The organism is Achromobacter sp. 77 (assembly GCF_020541125.1).
GTDB lineage: Bacteria > Pseudomonadota > Gammaproteobacteria > Burkholderiales > Burkholderiaceae_B > Achromobacter > Achromobacter mucicolens.
This window is the reverse complement of the sequence record NZ_CP059848.1, coordinates 2497493-2509513: the sequence shown is the minus strand read 5'-3', so window position 1 is coordinate 2509513 and position 12021 is coordinate 2497493. Positions and strand designations below refer to the sequence as shown.

The following is a 12021-nucleotide window of genomic DNA, read 5'->3' as shown; positions in this document are numbered from 1 at the left end:
TCAGGCGGGCGTTGCCGCCGCCAGTTCAAACTGAAACACCGCGCCGCCTTCGGCGTCGTCGACCAGCCGGATCTCGCTCTGGTGCAGTTGCAGGATGCGCTGCACGATGACCAGCCCCAACCCGCCGCCCTCGCTAGGCCCCCGGTTCAGCGCCGAGGCGCGCGTGAACAGTCCGGCGCGCAATTCGTCCGGAATGCCCGCGCCGGAATCGCTGACCTGCACGCGCACGCGGTTGCGCGCCAGCCCCAGCTGCAATTCGATTCGCCCGCCCGGCGGGCTATGGCGGATCGCGTTGTCCAACAGGTTCGTCAGCACACGCTCGATCAGGCCCAGGTCCGCACGCACCGGCGGCAGCGCTTGCGCAATGTCCGTGGACAGCCGCTGCTGGCGCGCCTCGGCGGCCAGTTCAAATTTCTGCATGACGTCCTGCACCAGTTCAGGCAGCGAAAACGTCTCGGGCTCCAGCCGCACCAATCCGGACTCCAGCCGCGCCAGTTCAAACAGTTCCTGCGCCAGCCGCCCCACCTTGCGGCTTTGCGCCAGCGCGATGTCCAGATAGCGGCGGCGCTCGGCCGGCGCAAGCGTCTCGTCCTTGAATCGCAGCGTTTCCAGATATCCGTGCAGCGATGTCAGCGGCGTGCGCAGATCGTGCGAAATATTGGCGACCAGGTCCCGGCGCTGCTGGTCCTGGCGCGTCAGTTCCCGCCACTGTTCCGAGATGCGCCGTCCCATCTGCGCAAACGTGCGCCGCAGCACCGCGATCTCGTCGCCATTGCGGGCGGACGCGTCGCCCGGCTGCTCCAGCGCGGCCAGCGCCTGGCCGTCGTCGCCCTCGAACGCGCGCACCGCGCGTGTCAGCCCGCGAAGCGGCCGCGTGATGAGCGCAAACGCGGCCAGCCCCGCCACCAACCCCAGCAAGGCCACCAGCGCGATTGACCAGAGCGTGGTGCGCAGCACCGAACTGCGCGACACATCCATCGCCAGCGCATCATGCGCCTGCCCCTGCAGCACCACGTACACATAGCCCTGTTCGCGCCCATCCACGCGCACGGGCGCGGCGCTGAACACCTTTTGCGCATCGGCGCTGCGCGGATCGTCGCCCGTGATGGGCAGCATCCCTCCGGCCAGCAAACGCTTGACCGGACCGAGGTCCACGCGTTCGCGCTTGATCTGCCCGGGCGGCGCGGCGTCGCCCACGATGCGGCCATCGCTCGACAGCAGGTAGACCTCAACCGCGGGATTCACGGTCATCAGCATGTCGAACATCGACCGGACCGCGCCCGGCTTCCAGCCGCTGGCGTCCATCAGTTCGGTGGAACCGGCGATATGCTGCGCCAGTCCGCTGGACAGCCGCTGCACGACCTCCTGTTCATAGCGCGAGTTGGCCGCGATCTGCAGCCAGGCGGACGCGCCGCAGCAGGCAAGCAAGAGCAGCGCAAACACGCCCGACAGGCGCTGGGTCAAGGTGAAGCGTTTCATGGCTGTCCCCCCGGCGCGGCCGCGAACTTGTAGCCCCGGCCCCAGACCGTCAGGATGCGCTGCGGGTTCGACGGGTCGGCCTCGATCTTGGTGCGCAGCCGGTTGATGTGGGTGTTGACCGTGTGCTCGTACCCTTCGTGCTGGTAGCCCCACACCTGGTTCAGCAGGTCCATGCGCGAGAACACCTTGTCCGGATGCCGCGCAAAAAAGTGCAGCAGGTCGAATTCGCGCGGCGTGAGATCGAGCCGGCGCGCATCCACGTCCACCGTCCTGGCGATGGGGTCGATCGACACGCCATGGACGGACAGGCTGCCGGCCTCCTGGCGCGCGTTGCGTTCGATGGCATCGCTGCGGCGCAGCAGCGCACGCACGCGCGCCACCAGTTCCAGCATCGAGAACGGCTTGGCCAGGTAGTCGTCCGCGCCCAGTTCCAGTCCCAGGATGCGGTGCACCTCGCTGGACCGTGCGCTGGTGATGATGATGGGGGTGTAGCGCGCCATCGCGCGTGCCCGCTTGCAGATTTCCAGGCCATCGATGCCCGGCAGCATCAGATCCAGCACCAGCGCATCCCAGCCGCCTTCTTCAAGCAGGCGCATGCCCTCGTTGCCGTCGGCCGCATGCTCGACCGCGTAGCCCTCGTCGCGCAGATGCAGGCGCAGCAGTTCGGCAATGTGGGCGTCGTCTTCAACTATCAGTACGCGGCGGGGCGTATCCATGGGGCAACCTGGGGCGTGATCGATGCGCCTATTGTCGCCAATCGGCGGGGGCCAAAGTTCACATTTAATTTAACTTTGCGTGAGGACTTCGGTATTGGCGCCGGGGAAGAATGCGTCCAACGACATTCACCGGAGACCGCCATGATGGCTCCACCCGCAATAGACCAAGCGCCGGGCGCACCTCAGCCGGCCATACACCCCCGCTGGTTGCGGGTGACGCATTGGCTGAACGCCCTTGCCGTGGTCATCATGGCCATGAGCGGCTGGCGCATCTACAACGCCGCGCCCTTCTTTGATTTCACCTTTCCCAACGGCATCACGTTGGGCGGCTGGCTGGGCGGGGCCTTGCAGTGGCACTTTGCCGGCATGTGGCTGCTGGTGGCCAATGGCCTCATCTATCTGGCGTTGAACGCCGCCAGCGGCCGTCTGTGGCGCAAATTCCTGCCCGTCAGCCCGGGCGGCGTCGTGCGCGACCTGCTGGCCGCGCTGCGGGGCCGGCTGTCGCACGCCGACCCGCGCCGCTACAACCAGGTGCAGCGTCTGGCGTACCTCTTTGTGATGGTGGACATCGCCGTGCTGGTGTTGTCCGGCCTGGTGCTGTGGAAGTCCGTGCAGTTCGGCCTGTTGCGCGACCTGATGGGCGGCTATGAGGCCGCGCGGCGCGTGCACTTTTTTGCAATGGCGCTTTTGGCGGGGTTTGTCGCCGTGCACCTGGCAATGGTGGCGCTGGTGCCCCGCAGCCTGCTCACCATGATCCGCGGCAAATAGGGAGAGCCTGCCATGACCGATAAACGACGCCTTCTGCCGGGCCTGGACGCCCCGGCCATCCTGCGCGAAGCCGGAAAACTGCTGGATAGGCGCGTCGAGCAGCCGTCCCGCCGCGCCTTCCTGCGCCGCGGCCTGACATTGGGCGGCCTGGCCATGCTGTCGGGGTGCTCGCTGTCGGACGACGAGAGCGTCGAACAGGCGCTGTCGGCCGTCTCCCGCTTCAACGACCGCGTGCAAGGCTGGATCTTCGATCCCGCCAAACTTGCGCCGACCTATCCGGAATCCGTGATCACCCGGCCGTTTCCCTTCAATGCCTTTTACGGCATCGACGAGGTGCCGCAGGTGGACGAGGCGTCGTTTCGGCTGGAAGTCACCGGCCTGGTGGCCGACAAGCGCCGCTGGCGGCTGGACGAGCTGCGCGCGATGGCGCAGGTGGACCAGGTCACGCGGCACATCTGCGTCGAAGGCTGGAGCGCCATCGGCAAATGGGGCGGCGTGCCGTTCGCGGATTTCTTGAAACGCGTCGGCGCCGACCTGTCGGCCAAGTATGTCGGTTTCAAGTGCGCCGACGACTACTACACCAGCATCGACATGCCCACCGCACTGCATCCGCAGACGATCCTGGCCCTGACCTACGACGGCCGGACGCTGCCCCCCGAGTACGGCTTCCCCATGAAGCTGCGCATGCCTACCAAGCTTGGCTACAAGAACCCCAAGCACATCCAGGCAATTTTCGTCACCAACACCTACCCGGGCGGTTACTGGGAGGACCAGGGCTACAACTGGTTCGGCGGAAGCTAGGTGAATTCCCTTCTTTTTTCCCCTGAACAAAGGAACGCATCATGAGCAAACTGACCACCGCCGCCCTGTCCCTGTGCCTGGCCTTTGGCGCCACGGCCGCCCACGCCGCCGACACCATGGGCAAGGAAGGCATGAGCAAGAGCGGCATGTCCAAGGAGGCGCCGTCCCAGGACGGCATGAAGAAGGATTCGATGTCTCGCGATGGCATGTCGAAGGGCTCGATGTCCAAGGATTCGATGTCCAAGGACTCCATGTCGAAGGATTCGATGTCCAAGAACTCGATGTCCAAGGATTCCATGTCCAAGAATTCAATGTCCAAGGACGCGATGGGCAAGGATGGCATGTCCAAGGACGGCATGCAGAAGTAAACCCGCGCGGGGACCGCGTGAACCGGTCCCCGCCTGAACGAACCCGCACGGAATTCGCCATGAACCTCAAACGCAGACACTTCCTGGGGCTGGGCGGCGCGGCCGCCGCCGCCGCGGGCCTCGCCCCATTGCTGGCCGCGCGCGGCGGCAGCGCGCAGGCGGCCCCGGCCACGGCATCGTTTCCCTACACGCTGACGGACGCGCAATGGCGCGAACGCCTGACGCGCGAGCAGTACCAGGTGCTGCGCCGCGACGGCACCGAGCGCCCCTACTCCAGCCCGCTCAACGACGAACACCGCAAGGGCACCTTCGCCTGCGCCGGCTGCGAACACCCCTTGTTCTCCTCCTCGACCAAGTTCGACAGCGGCACGGGCTGGCCCAGCTTCTGGCAGCCCCTGCCCAGCGCCGTCGGCGAAACGCGCGACCGCAGCTTCGGCATGGTCCGCACGGCCGTCCACTGCGCCAACTGCGGCGGCCATCTGGGCCACGTGTTCGACGACGGCCCGCGCCCCACTGGCCTGCGCTACTGCATGAATGGCGTGGCGATGACCTTCGCCCCGCAAGCCTGATACGCGATCTGCATCCCTGAAAGGACCCGACATCATGTCCAAGCATCCCTCCCTGCGCCAGCTCTGCGCCGCGCTCGCCACCGCCGGCGGCCTCCTCATGTCAAGCGCCACGCCAGCCGCCGAACGGGCCTTCATCATCCCGCCGCCTGCCGCGGACCAGGCAGCCAGTGCGGCGGCAACCGCCACGCAGGAAAAAGCCGTCATCGCAGGCGGCTGCTTCTGGGGCGTGCAGGCCGTGTTCCAGCACGTGAAGGGCGTTAGCAACGCCGTATCGGGATATGCCGGCGGGCAGGCCGGCACGGCCAACTACAACGCCGTCGGCAGCGGCCGCACCGGCCACGCGGAAGCCGTGGAAATCACCTACGACCCCCGGCAGATCAGCTACGGCCAGCTGTTGCAGATCTACTTTTCGGTCGCGCATGACCCCACCCAGCTCAACCGCCAGGGCCCCGACCACGGCACGCAGTACCGGTCCGCCGTCTTCCCCGCCAATGACAGCCAGCGCAAGGTGGCCGAGGCGTACATCGCGCAGCTCAACAAGACAGGGGTGTATCCCAAAGCGCTGGCCACCACCATCGAACCGCTGCAGGCGTTCTATCCCGCCGAGGACTATCACCAGGATTATCTGGTGCGCAATCCGAACAGCCTGTACATCGTGATCAATGACGTGCCCAAGGTCGAGAACCTGGCAAAGACGTTTCCGGATTGGTGGCGCGACAAGCCGGTGCTGGTGGGTGCAAAGCATTAAATTGGGGACGTCGGGGCGCCTGACAGCGAGCAACGTAAAATGTCAGGCTTCCAGCCTCAATATGCTTCTCATATGAACCTTGATCGCCTGCGTCGCGAGTTTCCCGACTTCGACATCACCACCTTGCCGCCCCTTCCCGAAGGGTATTCAGACTCGTCGAGCTATATTGATGCAGCACCTTCATTTACGAACGAGGCGCGTGGACTGAAGGTGTACGTCGACTACGCCAACTATGCCGACCGGGAATCCGGCCGGAGCCAGCGCTTCTGTGTGTCGCGCTACGACGAAGAAGCTGACGACTACGAGGACCTCGCCCTGTCGACCAACGACTGGGACGAGGTCACGCGCTTCCTGGCCACCTGAGCGTCCTGGCCGCGCCGCCACGTCACCCGAGGACCCGATGGCAGGTTCGCAAGTCCGAGTAACGCTGTCGCTGATCGCACCTGCGCTGCTATTGATCTTCGGCGTTACCTTCCTCGCCATCTGGTTCTTCTTCCATCGCAAACGGTTCCTGCTGCACCTCGCCGCAGGCTGCGCGACGTTTGCGTGCGGAGCGATTTCACAAGTTCTGTACCTGCCCCGCGACACGGGACTCAACGCGCTGGTTTCGGGTTTTCTGTACACGGCGGCGGCTTGCCTGGTCGTGCAGGGCGTGCTTGAACGCGCACGCGTTCGCCTGCCCTGGACCGCGTATGGCATCTATGGCGCGGCGATCATGGCCGCGCTTTGGTACTTCTTCTACGTCGATCGCAACCTGCTCGTGCGCGTTTACGTGCTTAATGCAGGCTTCGGATTGCTGTTCTGCTATGCCGCGTGGCGCCTGCGGCGCGCTTCGCGTCAGCGCCCGATCGACAAGGCGCTTTTCTTTGTGGTGCTGCTTTTCGGCCTGCACTTTGTTCCGCGCACATTGCTCAGCATGGGCACGCTGGCGCCACAGGGCGCGCTTGCGTTTGCCGACTCCGCATTCTGGCAAACGTTGCAGCTTTCTCTAGCGGTATTCAGCGTTGCGCTGGCGCTCACGCTGCTGATTGCAATTGCAGCCGACGCCATTGACGAGGTCCGCAAGGAAGGCGACAAGGATTGGCTGACGGGCGTCTACAACCGGCGCGGCTTCGAAACACGCGTGCGCGCGCTCCAATCGAACGGACACGCCCCGGTGGCGCTCATCGTCTGCGATGTGGACAATTTCAAGCGCATCAATGATCTGCATGGGCACCAGAGTGGGGACCAGGTGCTCACGCAGGTGGCCAAGGTTCTTGAGCAAGCGGTGCGTAAGCACGACGTGCTCGGGCGCATCGGCGGCGAGGAATTCGGCATCTTCCTGCCGGACACCGATCTGCCCGAGGCCCTGCGCTGTGCGGAACGCCTGCGCGCCGCGGTGGAGCAAGCCGTGCGGGATCCGGGCGGCCAAGCGCCGGTCACGATCAGCGCGGGCGTGGCGCACACGGATCGCTTCGAATCCTGGGAAGCGATGTATCAAGAGGCTGACGCCAAGCTCTATCAAGCCAAGCGGGCCGGCCGGAACCGGATCATGGGCTGACGGGGTTTGCCTGCCCCTTCAGCCACCCCGCCACCGCCTGAACCGCCCCCGACGCCTCCCGCCCGGCGAACATCGCCAGGTGATACGTGTGCCCGTCGATCTCGGGCCCGAACGGCTGCGCCAGGTGCCCCGCCTGCAACTCATCATTTACCAGCGCCAAGCTGACCAACGCGATCCCGTGCCCGGCCACCGCGGCCTGTATCGCATGGCCTTCATCCGAGAACCGCAACTGCCCGGCCTGCGGCGGCAGCGGACGCCCGGCGATCGCGAACCAGCGCTCCCACGTCGGGTTGTCGGGTTGCGCGCGCTTCCAGTCAAAGCGGATCAACGGCACGCGCGCCAGATCGTCGGGCGAGACGACGCCCAGGCGGGGATTGGCCACCGGTGCGAACCGGTCGGTGAACAAGGGCTGCACCGCCAGCCCGGGGTACGGCCCCCGGCCATAGCGGATGGCGATGTCGACGGCGGACGAGCGCAGGTCGACGAGGTCGTCGCTGGCCTGCAGCTGCAGATCGATATCCGGATGCCGGCGCCGGAAATCGGCCATGCGCGGCACCAGCCACTTCACGGTGAAGGCATTGGTCGCGGAAATGCTGACCTGCGCGCGCGTGCGCTGCTGCGTCAGGCGCGCCAGTGTCCCCTCGAATTTGTCGAAGCCGTCGCGCAGCACCGGGTAAAGCTGCGCCCCGGTGTCGGTCAGCGTCACCTTGCGCACCTGGCGATCGAACAGCGCCAGGCCCGTTCCCGCTTCCAGCGCGCGGATCTGATGGCTGACGGCCGTCGGGGTGACGGCAAGTTCCTCGGCGGCGGCCTTGAAGCTGCCCAGGCGCGCGGCGGCCTCGAAGGCGCGCAGCGCGGAAAGCGGGAGGGACCGGCGTTGCATGGACGGGGCTCACATAGATGAATTTTTCTCGTCTTATAGCTGACAAACGAACCTTTGTCACGGCCAGGCCGGAATTCTAAAGTTCAGTTACCGGGCGGCGCACCAACCGACAACCCCCGTCCGGATATAGATGAAGGAATTCGCATCATGCTCAAACAGGTCATCACCCAGCCCGACAACTACGCGCCCTTCCTGCTGTCGCAGGGCATCCAGTTCGGCAATCTGCTTTTCATCTCGGGCCAGGCCGGCGCCGCCGACGATGGGAAGATCGTCGACGGCGGATTTCTGGCGCAGGGCGAACAGGCGTTCAGTAATCTGCGCCGCGCGCTGGAAGCCGGCGGCTCGCGCCTGGAGGACGTCATCAAGGTCACCATCTTCGTGACCGACATGGGGCATTTCGACGACGTGGTTGCCCTGCGCCGCAAGTTCTTTTCGGCGCCCTACCCGGCCGACACGATTGCCGAGATCAAGGCGCTGTACGATCCGGCCGCGATGATCGAGATCGAGGCCATCGCCGCGGTCCGCCCCACGGAGGGCCGCTGACATGACCGCCGCTACCGATCGACGGCAGGACGCGCAGCCCGCGCCCGCCGGCCTGTTCACGCCGCTGCGGGTGGGCCGCGTGGACCTGCCCAACCGGCTGGCCGTCGCGCCCATGACACGGGTCAGCGCCACCGCCGATGGCCTTGCCACGGCGCAGATGGCGGGCTACTACGAAGCGTTTGCGCGCGGCGGCTTCGGGCTGATCATCACCGAGGGCATCTACACGGACAAGGCGCATGCGCAGGGCTACCTGTTCCAGCCCGGCCTGGCCGACGACGCGCAGCGCGATGCGTGGCGGCCCGTGGTGGACCGCGTGCATGCGCAAGGCGGACGGATCTTTGCCCAGCTCATGCACGCCGGCGCGCTGTCGCAAGGCAATCCGCATCGTCCCGGGACGAAAGGCCCATCGGCCGTGTTGCCCGCCGGGCAGCAGATGACCTTTTACCGCGGCCAGGGTCCGTACCGGATGCCGCACGCGATGAACCTGGACGACATCGGCGAGGTGGTCGAAGGCTTTGCGCAGGCGGCCCGCCGCGCGCAGGAAGCGGGGTTTGACGGCGTCGAGATACACGGCGCCAACGGCTACCTGCTGGATCAGTTCCTTACGCGCCACACGAATCGGCGCAAGGACGGCTACGGCGGCAGTCTGGAGAACCGGCTGCGGCTGACGGTGGACGTGATTCAGGCGGCGCGCCAATCGACATCGGGAACCTTCGTGGTCGGCGTGCGCACCTCGCAGGGCAAGGTGAATGACTTCACGCACAAGTGGGAAGGCGGCCTGGACGACGCGGCGCGGATCTTCGGCGCGCTGGGCGCGGCGCCCATCGATTACGTGCACACCACCGAATTCGAGGCCTGGCGTCCCGCCTTTGGCGACAGCGGCGCGAGCCTTGCGGCATTGGCGCGCCGCCATGTCCGGGTACCCGTGCTGGCAAACGGATCCCTGCACGATCCGCGCCAGGCCGAAGCCCTGCTGGCGCGCCAGGACGCGGATTTCGTGTCGCTGGGGCGCGGGGCGCTCACGCACGCCGACTGGCCTGCCCGACTGCGCGCGGGCGCGCCGCACGAGGCCTTTGACCGGGGACTGCTGGCGCCGATTGCAGACCTGGACAACGCGGCGCGTCACCGGGCGGCGGCTGCGCCTGGCGCGGGCCGTGTTGAAAGCGCGGCCGCCGGGCACGCCTGAACGCCCCAGCGCGCCGGGTCAGCCGGGATGCCGCAACGCCTGGAAAATCCAGGTGCCGATGCCGGCGATCGCGGCGTCGCCATGCGGCAATCCCATCACCTGAAGCCCCAGCGGCAGGCCATCGACGGCCATCAACGGCACATTGATCGCGGGTGCACCCAGCAATGACGATGCGCAGGCAAACGAGACGTCGCCCGTCGGATACCGGGTGTCGCGGATGTCCGCCGCAATGGGCGCCGCGCCGCATGCATTCAGGCTGACCAGCGCGTCGCATTGCGTGGCCAGGGCCGCCAGGCATTGGCGCGCATGTTCGCGCAGCAGCAGGCATTCGCGGTAGTCCGCCAGCGTCATGGCGCGCCCGCTTTCCAGTTGCCGCACCAGGCTGGGGCCGAGCGTGTCGGGATGATTGGCGACCAGGTTGGCCAGCGACCAGCGCTGTTCCCAGGAAATGAGCCGCAACGACAGGGGCGCCGCTTGCGAGATGGCGCGCTCCAGCGCATCGACCAGCGCCGAATCGCCGCGCCGGATGATCGACACGCCTTGCCGCGAGAGCGCGTCCAGGGTGGCCTCGAACGCCTCGCGGGCCTGCGGTTCGGCGCGCGCCCACCCCTCGGTTTCCAGCGCAACCAGCCGCGCCGGCTTGCGTGCGGCCGGCGCTTGCAGCGGGCCATAGAGGCCGGGATGGCCAGGATCGCCGCCCGCCCGCTGGGCAATTTCCGCCGCCGCCGTCCACATGTCTTCGACGGAATTGGCATGGATGCCGATATGCGCCTGGCTCAGCCCCAACCGCTCGCCGCGATTGAGCGCGCCGAACGTCGGCTTCAAGGCCCAGTTGGCGTTGTAGCTGGCCGGGCGCAATACCGACCCCACCAGTTGCGAACCAATGGCCATGGGCACCATGTTGGCCCCCACCACGGCGGCCGACCCGCTGGACGATCCGCCCGGCGTGCGCCGCGGATCGAACGGATTGGTCGTCGGGCCGGGGTCCAGAAACCCCAGCGCCGTGGTGACCGTCTTGCCCAGGATGATCGCGCCGGCATCGCGCAGCGCACGGACCACGGCGCTGTCGTTCTTGGGGAAGTTGCCGTCAAAAGCGGCGCAGCCCATCTGCGTCGGCATGTCTCGCGTTTCGATCAAGTCTTTGATGCCGACGGGCATGCCGTCGATGGCGGACAGCGGCCGGCCGTCACGATAGCGCTGGGCGCTGGCGTCGGCGGCGGCCCGGGCGCCCGCCTCGTTCAGGACGACCCAGCCCTTGAGCTGGCCCTCCCGCGCGGCAATCACTTCCAGGCAGCGTTCCAGATAGTCGCGGGGCGTGTCGCGGCGGTCGGCAAACGCGGCGCGGGCGTCATGAAAAGTCAGGGCAGCGTGGGTGCTGGGATCGTAGGTCAAGGCATGGCTCCGGTGGTCTTATTCACTGCTTTTGATGCCGAGGGTGCGAATCAGCGCGCTCCAGCGAGCATATTCGGCGCGGAAGAACGTATCGAAATCAGCGGGCGAACCCGGCTGCACCTGCAGATTGATGCCCTTCAGGCGCTCCAGGATCGCGGGCTCGGCCAGGACCTCATTCAGGTCACGGTTGATCTTCTGCTTGATGTCGTCCGGCAGGCCAGCGGGCGCGAACAGGCCATACCAGGCTTCCAGGCGCAGCCCGGGCAGGCCGGCCTCGGCGGCGGTCGGCACGTCGGGCAAGGCCTCCAGGCGCTGCGGCGACGCCAGGGCATAGGCCTTGAGCTTTCCACCCTTCACATGATTGATGACGTTGCCCGACGCGAACTGCACCAGCAGGTCGACCTCGCCGCCGATGGCCGCCATCGAGGCCTCCAGCGCGCCCCGGTACGGCACGTGCATCACGTCCACCTGGGCCTCGCGCTTGAAGATTTCGGTAAACAGCTGAAGAGACGATCCCGAGCCGTTCGAGGCGTAGGTGTACTTGCCCGGCTCGGCGCGGAAACGCTTGATCAGCGCGGACAGGTCGGCATCGTCGATGCCCGGCCGGGTCAGGACCAGCACGGGCAAGCTGCCGATCTTGCCGATGCGCGCGAGGCCGTTCTCGACATCGATCTTGGCATTGGGGTTCAGGGCAGGCAGCGTGGCCAGCTCATTGAAGGTCAGCATCAGCGTGTAGCCATCGGGCTTGGCCCGGGCCACGTAGTCGGCGCCGATGAGCGTGCCCGCCCCCGGCTTGTTCTCCACCACGACGGCCTGCCCCCAGCGCTGCGCGAGCCGGGGGCCGATCAACCGGGCAAGAATATCGGCGGTGCCGCCCGGCGTGGTCGGCACCACGATGCTGACGGGACGCTGCGGATAGCCGGCCGCCGAAGCGGTCCCGGCCAGCACCGCGGCGCCGCAGAAGGCGGCAATTCCGATCCGTCGAACCAACGTTCTGAACATGGATTTCCCCTTATGGCTGTTCTTGG

At 66.7% G+C, this 12021-nt stretch carries 14 protein-coding genes; 9 read left to right on the top strand and 5 right to left on the bottom strand.

Features of this window, described 5'->3' with window-relative positions:
- The gene (locus H4P35_RS11590; protein ID WP_226849109.1) at positions 1 to 1479 is read right to left on the bottom strand and encodes a HAMP domain-containing sensor histidine kinase; all 1479 of its coding nucleotides are present in this window, start codon (positions 1477 to 1479) and stop codon (positions 1 to 3) included.
- A complete protein-coding gene (locus tag H4P35_RS11585) occupies positions 1476 to 2195 on the bottom strand; it encodes a response regulator transcription factor (protein ID WP_128828220.1) in 720 nt (239 codons plus the stop codon). Before H4P35_RS11585 ends, H4P35_RS11590 begins: the two co-directional genes overlap by 4 nt.
- A 141-nt stretch (positions 2196 to 2336) precedes the next feature.
- On the opposite strand from H4P35_RS11585, the gene H4P35_RS11580 reads away from it, so the two are divergent.
- The 7 genes from H4P35_RS11580 (at position 2337) to H4P35_RS11550 (ending at position 6989) form a co-directional block, all read left to right on the top strand.
- Complete coding sequence (locus H4P35_RS11580) at positions 2337 to 2963, top strand: cytochrome b/b6 domain-containing protein (RefSeq protein WP_226849107.1); 627 nt, start codon at positions 2337 to 2339, stop codon at positions 2961 to 2963.
- Between the two features lie 12 nt (positions 2964 to 2975).
- Positions 2976 to 3764 carry a molybdopterin-dependent oxidoreductase gene (locus tag H4P35_RS11575; protein ID WP_226849105.1) on the top strand — a complete coding sequence of 263 codons (789 nt, stop codon included), beginning with the start codon at positions 2976 to 2978 and terminating at the stop codon, positions 3762 to 3764.
- Positions 3765 to 3805: 41 nt separating this feature from the next.
- On the top strand, positions 3806 to 4132 hold the full coding sequence (locus H4P35_RS11570; RefSeq protein WP_226849103.1) for a pentapeptide MXKDX repeat protein: 327 nt from the start codon (positions 3806 to 3808) through the stop codon (positions 4130 to 4132).
- Between the two features lie 59 nt (positions 4133 to 4191).
- Positions 4192 to 4701 (top strand): peptide-methionine (R)-S-oxide reductase MsrB, encoded by a 510-nt coding sequence (msrB, locus tag H4P35_RS11565; protein ID WP_175211473.1) that lies wholly within the window; start codon positions 4192 to 4194, stop codon positions 4699 to 4701.
- Positions 4702 to 4735: 34 nt separating this feature from the next.
- Positions 4736 to 5449 carry a peptide-methionine (S)-S-oxide reductase MsrA gene (msrA, locus tag H4P35_RS11560; RefSeq protein WP_062841317.1) on the top strand — a complete coding sequence of 238 codons (714 nt, stop codon included), beginning with the start codon at positions 4736 to 4738 and terminating at the stop codon, positions 5447 to 5449.
- Positions 5450 to 5521: 72 nt separating this feature from the next.
- Positions 5522 to 5812 carry a hypothetical protein gene (locus tag H4P35_RS11555; protein ID WP_056317005.1) on the top strand — a complete coding sequence of 97 codons (291 nt, stop codon included), beginning with the start codon at positions 5522 to 5524 and terminating at the stop codon, positions 5810 to 5812.
- A gap of 37 nt (positions 5813 to 5849) precedes the next feature.
- Positions 5850 to 6989 carry a diguanylate cyclase gene (locus tag H4P35_RS11550; protein ID WP_226849101.1) on the top strand — a complete coding sequence of 380 codons (1140 nt, stop codon included), beginning with the start codon at positions 5850 to 5852 and terminating at the stop codon, positions 6987 to 6989.
- Here H4P35_RS11550 and H4P35_RS11545 read toward each other — a convergent pair.
- A complete protein-coding gene (locus tag H4P35_RS11545; protein WP_226849100.1) occupies positions 6979 to 7872 on the bottom strand; it encodes a LysR substrate-binding domain-containing protein in 894 nt (297 codons plus the stop codon). The two genes, H4P35_RS11550 and H4P35_RS11545, sit on opposite strands and share 11 nt — an antisense overlap.
- A gap of 147 nt (positions 7873 to 8019) precedes the next feature.
- On the opposite strand from H4P35_RS11545, the gene H4P35_RS11540 reads away from it, so the two are divergent.
- Positions 8020 to 8415 (top strand): RidA family protein, encoded by a 396-nt coding sequence (locus H4P35_RS11540; protein WP_056317001.1) that lies wholly within the window; start codon positions 8020 to 8022, stop codon positions 8413 to 8415.
- Position 8416: 1 nt separating this feature from the next.
- Positions 8417 to 9601 (top strand): NADH:flavin oxidoreductase, encoded by a 1185-nt coding sequence (locus H4P35_RS11535; protein WP_226849098.1) that lies wholly within the window; start codon positions 8417 to 8419, stop codon positions 9599 to 9601.
- Positions 9602 to 9619: 18 nt separating this feature from the next.
- Here the strand turns inward: H4P35_RS11535 and H4P35_RS11530 are convergent, their stop codons facing one another.
- A complete protein-coding gene (locus H4P35_RS11530; protein ID WP_226849097.1) occupies positions 9620 to 10993 on the bottom strand; it encodes an amidase in 1374 nt (457 codons plus the stop codon).
- Positions 10994 to 11011: 18 nt separating this feature from the next.
- On the bottom strand, positions 11012 to 11995 hold the full coding sequence (locus H4P35_RS11525) for a tripartite tricarboxylate transporter substrate binding protein (RefSeq protein ID WP_152384246.1): 984 nt from the start codon (positions 11993 to 11995) through the stop codon (positions 11012 to 11014).
- Between the last annotated feature and the right edge of the window lie 26 nt (positions 11996 to 12021).

Excerpts from the sequence above, each read along its gene's own strand:
- H4P35_RS11540 (WP_056317001.1), top strand. The coding sequence starts at position 8,020 with ATGCTCAAACAGGTCATCACCCAGCCCGACAACTACGCGCCCTTCCTG.
- msrB (WP_175211473.1), top strand. The coding sequence starts at position 4,192 with ATGAACCTCAAACGCAGACACTTCCTGGGGCTGGGCGGCGCGGCCGCC.
- H4P35_RS11545 (WP_226849100.1), bottom strand. The coding sequence starts at position 7,872 with ATGCAACGCCGGTCCCTCCCGCTTTCCGCGCTGCGCGCCTTCGAGGCC.
- H4P35_RS11570 (WP_226849103.1), top strand. The coding sequence starts at position 3,806 with ATGAGCAAACTGACCACCGCCGCCCTGTCCCTGTGCCTGGCCTTTGGC.
- H4P35_RS11585 (WP_128828220.1), bottom strand. The coding sequence starts at position 2,195 with ATGGATACGCCCCGCCGCGTACTGATAGTTGAAGACGACGCCCACATT.
- H4P35_RS11580 (WP_226849107.1), top strand. The coding sequence starts at position 2,337 with ATGATGGCTCCACCCGCAATAGACCAAGCGCCGGGCGCACCTCAGCCG.
- msrA (WP_062841317.1), top strand. The coding sequence starts at position 4,736 with ATGTCCAAGCATCCCTCCCTGCGCCAGCTCTGCGCCGCGCTCGCCACC.
- H4P35_RS11590 (WP_226849109.1), bottom strand. The coding sequence starts at position 1,479 with ATGAAACGCTTCACCTTGACCCAGCGCCTGTCGGGCGTGTTTGCGCTG.
- H4P35_RS11550 (WP_226849101.1), top strand. The coding sequence starts at position 5,850 with ATGGCAGGTTCGCAAGTCCGAGTAACGCTGTCGCTGATCGCACCTGCG.
- H4P35_RS11535 (WP_226849098.1), top strand. The coding sequence starts at position 8,417 with ATGACCGCCGCTACCGATCGACGGCAGGACGCGCAGCCCGCGCCCGCC.
- H4P35_RS11575 (WP_226849105.1), top strand. The coding sequence starts at position 2,976 with ATGACCGATAAACGACGCCTTCTGCCGGGCCTGGACGCCCCGGCCATC.
- H4P35_RS11525 (WP_152384246.1), bottom strand. The coding sequence starts at position 11,995 with ATGTTCAGAACGTTGGTTCGACGGATCGGAATTGCCGCCTTCTGCGGC.
- H4P35_RS11555 (WP_056317005.1), top strand. The coding sequence starts at position 5,522 with ATGAACCTTGATCGCCTGCGTCGCGAGTTTCCCGACTTCGACATCACC.